14 protein-coding genes are annotated in these 13,499 nt (G+C 65.7%); 9 read left to right on the top strand and 5 right to left on the bottom strand.

Features of this window, described 5'->3' with window-relative positions; genetic code table 11:
- On the bottom strand, positions 1–722 hold a 722-nt coding region (locus tag DM816_RS33755), incomplete at its 3' end, for a recombinase family protein (protein ID WP_162908099.1).
- Positions 723–1,506: 784 nt separating this feature from the next.
- On the opposite strand from DM816_RS33755, the gene DM816_RS33745 reads away from it, so the two are divergent.
- Positions 1,507–3,135 carry a TOPRIM nucleotidyl transferase/hydrolase domain-containing protein gene (locus DM816_RS33745; protein WP_162908098.1) on the top strand — a complete coding sequence of 543 codons (1,629 nt, stop codon included), beginning with the start codon at positions 1,507–1,509 and terminating at the stop codon, positions 3,133–3,135.
- Positions 3,132–4,781, top strand: a complete 1,650-nt coding sequence (locus tag DM816_RS33740) for a UvrD-helicase domain-containing protein (protein WP_117214523.1) — start codon at positions 3,132–3,134, stop codon at positions 4,779–4,781. The genes DM816_RS33745 and DM816_RS33740 overlap by 4 nt, the downstream gene beginning before the upstream one ends.
- Before the next feature lie 88 nt (positions 4,782–4,869).
- On the opposite strand, the gene DM816_RS33735 is transcribed toward DM816_RS33740, so the two are convergent.
- The 4 genes from DM816_RS33735 to DM816_RS33720 all read right to left on the bottom strand — a co-directional run bounded on the left by DM816_RS33735 (position 4,870) and on the right by DM816_RS33720 (position 8,019).
- Positions 4,870–5,895, bottom strand: a complete 1,026-nt coding sequence (locus tag DM816_RS33735) for a PDDEXK family nuclease (RefSeq protein WP_117214522.1) — start codon at positions 5,893–5,895, stop codon at positions 4,870–4,872.
- Positions 5,896–6,112: 217 nt separating this feature from the next.
- Positions 6,113–6,955 (bottom strand): hypothetical protein, encoded by an 843-nt coding sequence (locus DM816_RS44825; protein ID WP_246002510.1) that lies wholly within the window; start codon positions 6,953–6,955, stop codon positions 6,113–6,115.
- 14 nt (positions 6,956–6,969) lie between these two features.
- On the bottom strand, positions 6,970–7,548 hold the full coding sequence (locus DM816_RS33725) for a hypothetical protein (RefSeq protein ID WP_117214521.1): 579 nt from the start codon (positions 7,546–7,548) through the stop codon (positions 6,970–6,972).
- Positions 7,549–7,644: 96 nt separating this feature from the next.
- Positions 7,645–8,019, bottom strand: coding sequence for a winged helix-turn-helix transcriptional regulator (locus DM816_RS33720; protein WP_117214520.1), 375 nt, complete (start codon positions 8,017–8,019; stop codon positions 7,645–7,647).
- A 302-nt stretch (positions 8,020–8,321) separates the two neighbouring features.
- Here DM816_RS33720 and DM816_RS33715 point away from each other — a divergent pair, with 302 nt between their 5' ends.
- Genes DM816_RS33715 through DM816_RS33685 form a run of 7 tightly spaced genes read left to right on the top strand, consistent with a single transcriptional unit; the run spans position 8,322 to position 13,347 of the window.
- The gene (locus tag DM816_RS33715) at positions 8,322–8,978 is read left to right on the top strand and encodes an SAF domain-containing protein (RefSeq protein ID WP_117214519.1); all 657 of its coding nucleotides are present in this window, start codon (positions 8,322–8,324) and stop codon (positions 8,976–8,978) included.
- On the top strand, positions 8,978–9,682 hold the full coding sequence (locus DM816_RS33710; RefSeq protein ID WP_117214518.1) for a CpaE/TadZ family protein: 705 nt from the start codon (positions 8,978–8,980) through the stop codon (positions 9,680–9,682). The genes DM816_RS33715 and DM816_RS33710 overlap by 1 nt, the downstream gene beginning before the upstream one ends.
- Positions 9,679–11,007 (top strand): TadA family conjugal transfer-associated ATPase, encoded by a 1,329-nt coding sequence (locus DM816_RS33705; protein ID WP_117214517.1) that lies wholly within the window; start codon positions 9,679–9,681, stop codon positions 11,005–11,007. The genes DM816_RS33710 and DM816_RS33705 overlap by 4 nt, the downstream gene beginning before the upstream one ends.
- Before the next feature lie 2 nt (positions 11,008–11,009).
- Positions 11,010–11,834: a type II secretion system F family protein gene (locus DM816_RS33700; protein WP_117214516.1), complete on the top strand. Its 825-nt coding sequence runs from the start codon at positions 11,010–11,012 to the stop codon at positions 11,832–11,834.
- Entirely contained in the window at positions 11,831–12,739 is a 909-nt protein-coding gene (locus DM816_RS33695; protein WP_117214515.1) for a type II secretion system F family protein, read from the top strand. The genes DM816_RS33700 and DM816_RS33695 overlap by 4 nt, the downstream gene beginning before the upstream one ends.
- A 36-nt stretch (positions 12,740–12,775) precedes the next feature.
- On the top strand, positions 12,776–12,967 hold the full coding sequence (locus tag DM816_RS33690) for a hypothetical protein (RefSeq protein ID WP_117214514.1): 192 nt from the start codon (positions 12,776–12,778) through the stop codon (positions 12,965–12,967).
- Complete coding sequence (locus tag DM816_RS33685; protein WP_281274386.1) at positions 12,964–13,347, top strand: TadE/TadG family type IV pilus assembly protein; 384 nt, start codon at positions 12,964–12,966, stop codon at positions 13,345–13,347. Before DM816_RS33690 ends, DM816_RS33685 begins: the two co-directional genes overlap by 4 nt.
- Positions 13,348–13,499 lie beyond the last annotated feature (152 nt).

Here is a 13,499-nt window from a genome sequence, read left to right as displayed (position 1 = left end):
GACGGGGAAAGGATTCCCTCGCGGGTCAGGGCTTCGGCAATGGCGAAGATGCCGTGGCCGTTGAGGAAGTCGCGGAAGATGCGCTGCACGATGGGGGCGGTCACCGGGTCTGGTGTCAGACCGTAGAGCCGCTTGCCGTCGGCCGCCTTCTGTGGGTTCGGGTGCGGACCAAGATCCTTGAGCGTGTAGCCGTACGGCGGTCGCCCACCGAGGTAGCGGCCCTGCAACTGTGCCTGCGCGGCCATGGAGCTATGTACACGTACCTTCACCCGAGTCCGCTCGCCCTTACTCATCCCGCCGAAGACCGACATGATCAGGTCGTGGGCTTCGTTGTCGGGATCGATGGGGCCACCAACCTGGGGTACCCAAAGTCTGACGCCGAAGTGGGCGAAGACGGGGATGGTGAGGCCGTACTGGTTGCCGTAGAAGGCGCGGTGGGGTTCTCCGATGACCACATTGTCAAAGCCACGGTTGGGGTCTCGGAGGGCCGCAAGGAGCCGAGTGGCGTCGGGTCGACGCGGCCAGGGAATTGACCGGCTGTCGCCGATGTCGAAGAAGTTAGCGACTATTCGTCCGCCAACGGGGGTGACGAGTTTTTCGGCGAGCATGAATTGCCAGTTGTACGAAGACTCGGGGTCTTGGTTGTCTTCAGTAGAGACTCGACCGTAGAATGCGAAACAGTGTGCGTAACGCGATGTTCCGAAGAGTTGATGTGTGTTCATTCAGGCTCCATTTGTTTGGGTGTTTCTTTGGCTTCTGCGCTTGTCGCGCACTTCGAGTAACAGTCGAAGTAACGCCTTGGCTGCAACCGTTTCGAGCGCTGGTGGTTGATCGGGCACGATTACGATCAGGTCAGCCGAATCGCGTTTCGGCCCGTCTACATTGTAGTTGCTATTGGCTGATCTGCGCCGTTCGGATTCGCTATTTAGCATTATTCCCCAATGGAATTGGCGGCGCTCTCGCGCGCAGTGATTTGGCCATTCGGGGAGCCTCCATTCGGTCTTCAAGTGGGCATAAATGAACCCATCGAGCAATGCTCGATGGGTTGGAGAAAATCAGGATTCTTCCAGTCGTCAAATTGCAGCTCGGCGGGATTGCAGATGGAAGGAGAGCCAACTGCGGCAGGCGTGTGACTGGGCACAGTTGGCCAGTTGGCAGCGAGTGAGCCGGGATGTTCCTTCGATCGACCCAGGTGGTTTGGACGGTCTGGCAGGATACTTCGGTCATTGCGGACAGTTAGACAGCCCAACTGGTCTGGAGGCGGCGCGACACGCCGCCGGAGCGCCTGGGTGCGAGGCATGCTCACGCGACCTGCAATTACCATGCGGTATGCGCGTTAGGCAGTTGCGTATCTCGTCATTTCGAGGCTGGCGGGACCTGGAGTTGCGACCGGGACGCCATGCCTTGGTCGTCGGCGAGCCCAGGGCCGGGAGGAGCGACCTCGTCGAGGCGCTCCGGCGTGTTCTCGACCCTGACTCCACGCGGACCCCGCCAGGCGAATTCGACGTGTACCTCGCTGGATCCGTCGAAGACACGTCCGGCGGAGACACCGAGTTAGATGATCTCGATGCCGACGGAGAGGAAGAGCCCGACGACGGCGATACTGAGATCGAGATCCGATCCGCCGAGATCGAGGTGGTGCTCGCAGAACTTGGTGATGCGCTCGAGCAGCACTTCTTTCGCCGGCTCGAAGTATGGGATACGGATGAAAACGTTCTTGTAGAAACATCCGCCGCAGCCGAGTTGGACGAGGACCACTTCGAGCTGGTGTTGCGGTTGTGTTACCGGTTGCGCTGGAACCCCGAAGAGGGAATAGGCGAGCACTGGGTTGACTATCCAAAGACCTCCGATCCCGACAACGGAAGCTACGACCGAGCCCGTCGCCCGGACCGCCTCGCGCTCCCAGTTATCTTCTTGACCCCCGGCCAGCCGCTGACACTACGACCCGCCAGCGCCTTTCGTGGCCTGCTGAAGTCCGGTGGGGACGACATGGCCACCGCGTTACAGGCGCTCTCCTTGGCGGTGGACGACGCCACGGATGGCCTCAGCGCCACCAAGGTGATCAGCGCCGTGCTAGAAGAGGTCTTCAAACCCGTTCGCGGGACCCTTGACATCGATACCCAGACCCCCGTTGCCGACATCGTCAGCTTCAGAGCTGAAGGCGGCTCGGTCGCCGGGCTCCTGCGCGCGCTTCAGCCAGCGCTGCGTCTCGGAGCACCAGATGCGCTGCCACTGCGCAGACATGGATCTACCACCGCCGCGATACTTGCCACAGCCGAGGCGCTTGTATTGGCGAACCAAGGTGGTGCGCTCGTGGTGTGCGACGACTTCGGTGACCAGCTCGACGCCGGTGCGGCCGAACATCTGGCCCGCGAGCTGCGTAACTCCTGTGATCAACTGTGGATGTCGACGCGGCGGCCAGAAGCGGCACGCGCGTTTCGTCCCGAAGAGATGGTGCGGCTGTCCAGGAGGACCGGTGAACGCGCCGCGTACCAGATGGCGCCGCCATCGGACAAGCGGGAACTGAGCGTGGTACGACAGCTTCACCTGCAGCTGCTGCCCGCGATGAGCAGCCGCTCGATCGTCGTGTTTGAGGGCAGACACGACGTAGCAGCATTGACCGCCATCAGCCAACGACGCCCCCGCAAACCTACACCAGCCGCATACGGTGTGCGGTTCGTCGAAAGCGACGGACATACCGAAGTCGTCAAGATCTGCAAGCTGGCGCGTCAGCTTGGCTTCCGAGTAGTTGCCGGGCTCGACTTCGACACGCCCGGTCAAGGTGCAGACACCTCGTTCACCGAGGCACAACAGGTTGCCGATGACGTCGTTCGCCTGCCGGAACGGTTCGCCATCGAGCGCGCCCTAGTGCATGGTGTTCCACGCCAGAACTTGCTCGACGCATTCAACGAGCTGGACAACCAGTGGCAACTAGGCTTGAACGGCATCGATCAGATGGAAGACCGCGAGCTAGAAAGGCGTATCACCAAAGCGCTACACAAATCCGGCCTGCATGCCCAATACGTCTACCTGCTACCTAGGAACGTGAAGCCCAAGATCGCCATCCGATTCCTCGACACAGCGGTGGAACTCGCGAGGGCGGCGACCGCGGGGCCGGTGACGTTGACCGCATGACCACAAGGCAACGAGTCCGGCCCATCGGCAAGCAACGCAACGTGTGCGCCAGTGAGGCCCCAACATTGCTAGTCCTGGGCGGCGCAGGTACGGGCAAGACCGTCACCGCCGCCGCAGCTGCTCGCGCACACCTACTCCGTCGCGACGCTATCGCAGCCACCGGTGCCGCGCGGGATCGCGTGTTGTTCTTGACCTTCAGCCGAACCGCTGTGACGCAGATCCTCAGCCGAAGCCGAGGCATACTTCGCGATGTCGCCGACCGAGTGGAGGTGATGACCTTTCACGGATTGGCGTGGCAGCTCTTGTGCGACTTCGGCCGCTATGCCGGACATCGGGTACGCCCGGCATTGCGTAGCGATGCCGAAAGCAAACTGTTCGAGGACGACCCGGATATTTTGTCCTACAGCGACCTGCTGCCCGAGGCACTCAAAATCCTGCGCCTCCCACGCATAGGTGCTCTCGCCAAACGCCGGTGGTCACTGGTGGTGTGCGACGAGTTTCAGGACACCGACAGCGCACAGTGGGAGCTACTTGAATTGCTCACGGTAGTCGGCAACCGACTGCTGCTGCTGGGCGACCCGAACCAGATGATCTACGACAGGCTGCCCGGCCGCAGCGGTGTCGGGCCCCAACGGCTCACGGCCGCGCTTGCCCGTCCTGGAGCCGAGCAGATCGACCTCCCACTCGGCTCTCACCGCGATCCGACCATGCTATTGCCTACGGTCGCCGAGGCCGTACGTCAGCGGAACTTCAACCATCCCGCTCTCGCAGAGGCCATTGGCAACGGACGACTTCGCATCGTGACTGGGATCGACGAACAGCCTGCCGTCAAGGCTGTGTGCGAAGCGATTGACAACAGCCGCCAGCAGGGAGCCAATACGTTCGGAATCTTCCTGCACGGCAACGAACCCACCGCCGCCATGTCCGCCGCACTGACCGAACGCGGTGTCGACCACGACGCCGTCGGCTTGTCGGAGAGCTACGGCGAAGCGCTTAGCACATTCCTGACGATGCTCGAGTTCGCCGCTGGCACCGCCGATTGGGAAGACGTCCTGGTCCGCATGGCCGTGTTCTACACCTCCACCGTGCGCAGCAAGCGCGCCCCGGGGCTGGCATTCACCATCGGCCGAGGGCAAGCCCAAGGTCTGCTCGCCACTAGACTAAACAATCTTCGCGCCGCCTTGTTCGACGCGCCCGATCTCGACGCAGCCGCCCAGATAGCTGCAGAGAGTTGGCCAGCCCTAGGGCTCAACCGTGGCATTCGGCAATGGCGTCGGGCAGCAGCCGATGTGACTCGGCTGATGACCCTGTCCGGTCACGCACTCGACTCCATTACCCGACAGGTCGCGCTTACCCGCCTGCAGTCCTTCACGGACGTCGACGAAGGAGACCGTGCTGCGATTCAGTTGATGAATCTCCATCAGACCAAAGGACGCGAGTCTGACGCCATCGTTGCGGTCTTCCGTGCCGACGACTACTACGGAAACGAGACCGAGCCGTTCACAAGCGCCAGCCGGTTGCTGTATGTCGTACTGACGAGGGCGCGCCGACACGTGACCCTGCTGTTGCCCACCAACCCGCACCCGCTCGTTACCCCATTTGCCGCCCTAGCAAGCCACGGCCCCACAAGCCAGTACCGGGGCTAGGGCCCACGCCACGCGTAGAAGAGACGTCGATGGCTTCGACGTACACAGTGGGTTGCGGCGCGGCACGGGTGGCAGAAGCCCGTGCCGGCTAGAACGGAGGCTCATCGACCGATGTGCTCCACGGGTCTTGGGGTGCTGCCAGTAAGGCTCCGGCGGGCAGGGGGAGGTTTGTTACTACATATAGGTTCAGGATGTCATCGCGGTCCATGAACATAATTTGGCTTCTCTTCGCAGCGTCGAGTGCGTTGCCCAGCCAATTGCGTGCCGCCTTGGTAATTTCGCCGCCGGCCACAATGAACGCATGGTCCACGAGCACGCGGCGGTTCGTTTCCGGGTCGAATATCTCATGCGCCAGCATCATGAGTGCCTGGTTGTGGATCTCGGCGATGTTGGCGTTACCAGACTTGGTCATACCGGACGCGTCGAGCTTACCCTTCTTCACTTGGATTCCGAAGTATAGGTAGTGCTGCGTCGGCAGCATGAACCGCATCCAGATGTCCTTGCCGTACTCGAGGGCCTTATCCCTGTGCCCGGCTGCCGTGATCCGATGGAAGCCAAGCTGGCGGAACAGCGGAAGCAGGACCTCTTCGATTAACTCGTCCTCGCTACACCGATCAAGGTACGCAGCCAGGTCCCGCCGACGCTTGACCTCCACGGCCGTCAGCGGCCGATGTGGGTTGGCCTTCAGAACAGTGATGGTGTTGCTGCCGAGGTGTCGTAGATAGCAGTGCTTGTCGTCGCCGTAGAACGCCTCGAAGCCCTCGCGCGTGAGCACATTGTTGAGTTGCCTTAGCGCGTTTGGACGGTCCGGTCCTTCGTTCAAAGCATCGGCCGGACTCATCAAGTGATCTATCAGGCGGCAGAAGACCTCGGGCGGATGTGCCGGGCCGTCGTGTGGCTCCGCCAGCATGGATTCCAGCACGTCGGCGATCCATCGATGCCTCGTAGAGCCGTCGTGCACCCAATCGGTGTCGAGTTCTTGGAAGAACTCGGTGATGTACATGCTTGAGCGGTACGGGAAGTACTTGGGAATGCCGTCAGCTGGATCGCCTGCGCCGGGGTTTCCACAGATCAGTTCGCCAAGCTCTTCCAGGTTCCTGCGCTTGAATCTCATGGGCGGCTCCTCCTCGCGTGAGGAGATTCTATGAAGTGTCCGAAGCCTCCTGTCGCGGTCGTCGGTTGTTCACTCGTCTCGCCAGGCCCGCCAGTTGTCGCTGGCGGCCATCGGCTACCGGTGTTTGCGGCATGAACCGAGGTTGCCGCACGGGGGAACGGCAACCTCGGTAGCTGGTGGCTATATCGAGTTATCGGCGTTCGACGGGACTGTGACGTCAGCTCGTGATGACAGCTCGAAGCTGGGTCACGATGACCTCGGTGGTGGTGGCGGTAGTTACCCCCGGAACAGAGCCGGATAGGCCACCGCCGGACCAAGTGATATCCCAGCTGACGACGACGCGGAGCTGGAACTTGCCGTCTGGGTTGGCCTCTGATGCTGATGGGACGGTGTAGGTATGTCCGCACGTCGGCGAAGCGGAAGTGGGCGCGGCGGAGCCAGTCCACGGCGTGCCAGGGCCATTGCAGATGGTGGAGGTGCCGTCGCCCGCGTACCAGGTGACTTTCTTGGGCGTGGCGCGGGCGGTGATGGTCAACCCTCCGGCCGAGGCGGTGGCGGTCTGTGCTTGCCACCAGCCAGGCTGGACCCACCACCAGACAGGCACGTGTACTACTTGCCTTGTTGCCAGTGAGGGGTTGGCGGCGATGACGGGTCTGGGCATGGACAAGTTGTCGATGGCTCGGTCGGTGATGACAGCTAGGGCGGCCGGAGGATTGGGCAGGTAGACGATGCCCCAATTGATGGTGTCGCCGGTGTTCGGGTCGAAGCACCAACGAATCCAATCGTTGGGTGGCAAGAACCCTCCGCCGTCCTTGCCGTAGTAGCAGCCGTCGCTGCCGAGCCATCCGAACCCGTTGTGGCATTCGACGACGACTCCGCCGATCTTGCACACGACGTTGCCTCCGGAGCCGCCCCCGCTGCCTCCGCCGCCGCCGACGTAGATGACTTCGACGGTGCAACGCGGGTCGTTCGGGGTGAGGTTACAGTTCACGCCTCCCCACGGGTCAGCGCTGGCTGCGGCGGGCGTCGTCAACGCGATGGCGGTGGCGGCGGCCAGCACCGCGAGCCAGGAGACTACACGCTGCATGTCCCCACCCCGTGTACGCCGAAGCCGGTGACCTTCCATACGCCGTCCACGCGCTCGACATCGGCGCGTACTAGCCGCAGACCGCCGGGCTCGTCCTGGTAGGGCTCGCCGTTGGCCTTGTAGAGGGAGGTCTTGCTGGTGTCCATGCAGTCGCGGACCTGCGCCTTGGTGGGGGCGTCGGCCGGCGCCAGCGATTCTATCGAGGGGTGGAAGGTCACGTCGCCCCGGCCGCGTAGTCCCTGAGACTGGTAGTTCTTCAGGGCCCCGGTGAGTCGGGTTAGGGCCTCCCCGGTGGCGTACTTGGCGAGGTCGGGATGGGCAGGGTCGGCAGTTTCGGTGGCCTTAAGGAAGGCACGTTGCATGCCGACATATGCATCGATGGCTGCTTGGGTGGCCTGTTCGCGAGTCTGCGGTGCCGCCGACGTTGCTGCGGCGCTGGGGCTCGTGGCGGCTACGGGCGTGGACGGGGTCGTATTGCTGGGTTGCTTGTCGTTGTTGCAGGCGGCCAGCGTGGCGGCGAGGACGACGAACGCCGCTGCGATGGCTCTATGGGTGGTGCGGGTCATCTGTCCTCCAATGCCATGAGGTCCGCTTCTGTTGGTACCTCGGGGTGCGCCGTGGGCGCTACTGACACTTGTGCACGTACATCGTGTCAGTAGCGCTCACGCCGCATCGTCCGTCCTTTGTGGATCACCAAGTTCGTCCTGCCCGGGGTGCGGGTCCGGCTTCTCGACGAACACCGCGGCCAAGGCACCGTAGGTGTGGACGTGCGCGTGCCCCTTGGCGGTCAGCCGGTAGACCTTGAAGTCGCGGCGTCCGACCCGGTTGTCGTCGGCGGTGACGAGGCCAGAGCGCGTGAGCCGTTGCAGACTTCGCGACAGTGCGTTGTCGTCGACGTGCTCACCAACATGTCTTTGCAGTCGCGTTGCCAGTTGTCGGAACCGGGATGGCCGCTGGGCCAGTTCCGCCAGGATTGGCGGGTCCCACCTGAACCGGAAGTATCCAGCAATTCGGACTAACGTATCGATGTCAATCACTAGCCCCCCGTCTCATGCGAAAGTCGACGAGCCTTTAACGTGCCGCGCGAATCTGCAAGTTGCAAATCTTTATCTAGAGGCATGCCGAGCAGGGCATTCAAGTCGCGCCAGTTGGTCTTGCCGTCAATGGACCTTCGCCCGAGCCGAAGTCCTGACATCTGCCGACATGCGAACTGACATCGTGGACGTACATCGTGTAAGTACGCCGGTGTAAGTACCGGATGTACGTACGCAAATGTCCGTAGCGGCACCACTTCGCGATCCGGTACCACCGAATCCAGGACTCGATTCGGGGGTGTGCCATGACTGTGCTGGCGGATCAGCGACCAAGGCAGAAGGCCGCGCAAGCGGTCGTTACCGGTTCGGTGCGGCCCAAGCGCCGGTGGTCGCTGCTGGTCGGTGGGCTGCTCCTCGTCCTGGTGTGCGCTGGGATCTTCGCGGTGGTCCAGCTGTCTGGCGACGCCCGCGTGCAGGTGCTCGCGGTGGCGCGGCCGGTGGCTGCGGGGCAGGTTATCAGCGCGGAAGACCTGCGCGTGGTCGGGGTGGTCCCGGACGCCTCGGTGCCCCTGGTCCGTGCCGCCCGGCTGACCGAGATCGTCGGGCAGGCCGCCGCCGTGCCACTAGCCGAGGGGACGCTGCTGGCCGAGTCGCAGCTCGGCCCGGCGTCTTGGCCGCAGGCCGGTCAGGCGGTGGTGGCCGTCGCACTCAAACCGGGCCGGGTACCCGCCGGGCTTGCAGCGGGCAGCCACGCGCGGATCGTGACCGTAGCTAAGGAGACCACGACCGAGACCACCGGACTCCCACCGGCCCCGGTGTCGGTGCCCGCGGTGGTGGTCGGGGTGACCGAAGCGGTGGACGGCGCGGGCACCTCGGTGGTGTCGCTGCTGCTTTCCCAGGACGACGCGACGAAGGTCGCGGGCGCCGGGTCGGAGCTGGCTCTGGTCTTGGTGAGCAACTGATGCTGATCGCCGTCACCTCCATCAAGTCCGGCGGATGCACCACCTTCGCCGCCGCGCTCGCCGCCGTCTGGCCTTCCGAGCCCGGTCTGTTGGTCGAAGCAGATGCCGCCGGCGGCGACCTCGGCGGCTGGCACGGAGTGCCGGACACCCCTGGCCTTGCCACCCTCGCCAACGCCTGCCGCAGCAGCGGTCCGGTCGACCTCGCCGCGCACGTGACCCGGCTGCCCTGCGGGATCGACGTCGTGGTCGCCGCCGCCGGACGGCCACAAGCCAGCGCCGCCGTGGGACTCCTAGCCGACACCGAGCCTGCCCGATGGGCGAAGGAACGCCCCACCATCCTCGACGTCGGCCGGCTGGAGCCCAGCTCACCAGCGCTTCCCCTGTTGGAGGCCACGGACGTGGTGCTCGTCGTGACCCGCGGCGACGTGCTGTCGCTCAAGCGGGTCTTCGACGCCGAGCTGCCCACCGACCGCGCCCAGCTGGTGCTGGTCGGCGAACCGGCATACCGCCCGGAGGAGATCGCGGCCACGGTCGGCCTGCCGGTCGCCGTGCAGCTGCAGTGGGACCGGCACAGCGCCGAGGTCATCGCCGGAACCCGCCGCGCCCGCCGGGCGTGGAAGCGCGTCGGCATGCCCGCCACCGCCCGAACCCTCGCCCTGACCTTGGCCAAAACCCCGGAACCGCAAGGACGTGACCGCCGATGACCATCACCACCGTTCCCACCGGCAGCGAAGCCGATCTCGTCGCCGACCTGCGTGCCCAGGTGTCGGCCGCGATGGCAGGCCACGCCGGTAACGGCCCGCTACCAGCCGCCCAGCGGCGGGAGCTGGCCGAGCGCTACACCGCCGAGGCCCTCGACGTGCACGCCCGCCAAGCGTTGGATGCCGGACGCTCGCCGCTGTCGGCGCAGGCCGAAGCGCGCGTTGCCCGCGCCGTGATCGACCACATCATCGGCGCGGGCGGCCTGCAGCAGCTGCTCGATAACCCGCAGATCGAGAACATCAATGCCAACGGCTGCGACGAGGTGTTCATCCGCTATGCCGGTGGCGGCTACGAGGCCGGGCCGCCGATCGCGGACTCCGACGAAGCAATGATCAACATGATTCGGACGCTGGCCTCGGAAGCCGCGTTCGCCGACAACGAACTCGGTCACGGTGAGGAGCGCAGCTTTGACCGCAACAACCCGCAGTTGGACCTGCGCCTCAAGGACGGCGCGCGGTTGTGTGCGGTGATGTCCGTGTCGCGGCGTCCCGGCTTGTCGATCCGCCGCCCGACGCTGATCAACGCCGACCTGGACGACCTGGCCGCGCGGGGCATGCTCGACCGGCCGCTGTGCCGGGTGCTGCAGGCCGCGATGCGCGCCAAGCTGAACATCATCTTCGCCGGGGGTACCAACACCGGCAAGACGACCTTCGCCCGCGCCGCTGCCCGTGCGATCCCGCCGCACGAGCGGCTGATCACCATCGAGGACGCCTACGAACTGGAACTCAAAGACCCGGTGGCGCACCCGAACGTGATGGCTTTCCAGGCCCGCCGCGCCAACCTCGAAGGTGTCGGGGCGGTTCCGATGGCCGCGCTGGTGCGCACCGGATTGCGGATGGACCCGGACCGGGTGATCGTCGGCGAGACCCGCGGCGACGAAGTGATCGACCTGCTCAAAGCCATGTCGCAGGGCAACGACGGCAGCTTCGCCACGGTGCACGCATCCTCGAGCCAGCAGGCTTTCTCCCGGCTGATGATGTACGCCGTCCAGGCACCGGAGCGGCTGTCGTTCGAAGCGTCGGCGATGCTGATCGCCGAATCTGTCAACCTCGTGGTGCACCTGGCGTGGACCCCGGACAAGCAGCGGGTCGTGTCCAGCGTGCGTGAGGTGACTGGCTTCGACGGCCGCGATGTCATCTCCAACGAGGTGTGGCGGCCCGGCCCGGACAAGCGGGCCGTGCCCAACACCCCGATGCGCACCGAGACCCTGGACCGGCTGGAGGCCGCCGGACTCGCCCCGCACACCATCGACCAGGTGGGGTGGTAGCGGTGACCGCGTTCGCCGCCCTGCTCGGCGCAGGGTTCGGCCTCGGTCTGCTGGCGGTCTTCGCCGGGTTGCGCCGCCGCCACCCCGCTGCCCCGTCACGCAGTCCCGGCCTGGTCATCACCCGCGAGCTGGTGATCCGGCTGGCCATCGCGGTCTTCGTCGCCGCCCTGGTCGGCCTGCTGACCCGCTGGCCGGTCGGCGCTTTGCTGGCCGGGATCGCCGCCTACGCCCTGCCGAAAGCGTTGGGCAGCAACAAGGACGCTGAACGTGCCCTGGCCCGGACCGAGGCAGTCGCGATCTGGGCGGAGATGTTGCGGGACAACATGTCTGCCGCTGCCGGGCTGGAGCAGGCCATCATCGTCACCGCCCCGTTCGCCCCGGCCGCGATCAAGGACGACATCGACGAGCTGACCGCCGCGCTGCGGCTCGGGCACCGGCTTCCGGTCGCGCTGACCGAGCTGCGCGACCGGCTCGACGACCGCACCGGCCGCCTGGTCGTGCGTGCCCTGCTGCAAGCGTCACAGCGGCAGTCGCGAGACCTGGCCAAGCTGCTCACCGAACTCGCGTCGCGGGCGCGTGCCCGCGCGAACCTGCGGCTGAAGATCGCTCCTGGGCACGCGAAGATCCGCACTAATGCGCGGATCATCACCGGGTTCACCCTGGCCATGGCGGCAGGTCTGGTCATCCTCAACCCTGGGTTCTTGCGCCCGTATGACTCCCTGGCCGGGCAGTTGGTGCTCGTCGTGGTCGGGGCGGTGTTCGCCGCCGGATTCCTCGGCATCGCCCGGCTAGCCAAGGTCGGACTGGACAAGGCAGGCCCGCGATGACCGTCGCTATCTTGCTCGGTACCGGCGTCGGGCTTGGCCTGGCACTGATCGCCGTGTTCGCGTTCCCGGCCCGGCCCACGCTGGCGCAGGCGTTCGCCGCGCTGCATCCGCCCGCGCCGCGCCTTCCGTCCACGGCCCGGCCGCTGATCCCCGCCGAGCCCGGCGGGCAGCTGGCCACCTTGGGGCGGCCATTCGTGCCGCTGCTGGCCCGCCTCGGCCTGCCCCGCGCCAAGGTCCGCGCCGACCTCGGGATCTGCGGGCGTGATCCGGCGCGACACCTGGCCGAACAAGCCGCGATGGCGATGCTCGGTTTCCTGCTGCCGCCCGCCTTCGCCGCCGTGGTCACCCTCGGCGGAACAGTGATCGGCTGGCAGCTGCCGGTGTGGGCCTCGCTGATCTGCGCCGGGCTCGGCGTGTTCGTCCCCGACCTCGCCCTGGCATCCGAGGCCGCCAAACGGCGCACCCAGCTACGTGAGGCGGTCTCCGAGATGCTCGACATCGTCGTCATCTCCCTGGCTGGTGGCTCCGGCATCGAGCAAGCGTTGCGCGACGCCACCGAGGAGGCCGACGACTGGGCCTCGCATGCGTTGCGGCAAGCCGTCGAAGCCGCACACCTACGGCGCCGGCCACCGTGGCAGACCCTCGGTGAACTGGGCGAGACCGCAGGGCTCCCGGCGCTGGCCGAGCTATCAGCGGCGCTGGCGATGGCGGGCAGCGAAGGCGCACGGATCAAGGCCACCCTGTCCGCGCGGTCGGCGGCGCTGCAGGCCCACCAGCTGGCCGAGGCCGAAGCCGCCGCCTCCTCGGCCACCGAACGCATGGTGCTGCCCATGGTTGGCCTCATGGGCGGATTCATGATCTTCCTCATTTTCCCCGCGTTCGCGTCGATCCTCGGCGCGTTCTAACCCAACCGACACCACGAACTGGAGGGTCGAGCAGCAATGTTGAACAACCTGTACGCCTACGTGACGGTCACGGCGCTGGAGCTTCGCGACCGTGCCCGCCGCCGCCCGGATGGCGGCTACTCCACCGAGTCGATCGCGGTCACCGCGTTCCTGGTCGCCCTGGCCCTGGCCGCTTTGGCGATCCTGGGACCGAAGGTGCTGGCCAAGATCCGGGGCGTCACGCTGTGAACCGGGCGGCGGCACGACGGCGTGATCGAGGGGCGGCCAGCGTCGAACTGGTGCTGGCCACACCCCTGCTCATGGTGCTGCTCATGGCCGCCGTCCAGTTCGCCATCTGGCAGCACGCCGCCCACATGGCACGGGCGGCGGCCAACGAGGGCCTGCAAACGGCCCGCGCCTACGGCAGCAGCGCCGCCGCAGGAAAGGCAGACACGTCAACGCTTCTGGCCAGCCTGTCCGGCAACGTGCTCAAAGACCCGCAGGTGTCAGCCAGCCGCAGCACCACCACCGCGAGCGTGACGGTGACCGGCCGCGCGGCCTCGGTCATCCCGGGCCTGTCGCTGCCGGTCACCATCACGGTCACCGCCCCGGTGGAGCGTGTCCCATGATGCGATTTCATTGGCGGGCAAGGGATCGAGGTTCGGTGACCACCGAGATGGCGGTCTTCGTCACCCCGGCGCTGATCCTGCTGGCGATGTTCACCGTCTTCTGCGGCCGGGCCGCCGCCGTGAAGATCGACGTCAACGCGATGGCTGCCGCC

The organism is Allorhizocola rhizosphaerae (genome assembly GCF_003426775.1).
In the GTDB taxonomy this organism is placed as follows: Bacteria; Actinomycetota; Actinomycetes; order Mycobacteriales; family Micromonosporaceae; genus Allorhizocola; species Allorhizocola rhizosphaerae.
Note: the sequence above shows the minus strand (reverse complement) of the source record. Positions and strands in the feature narration are given on the sequence as shown.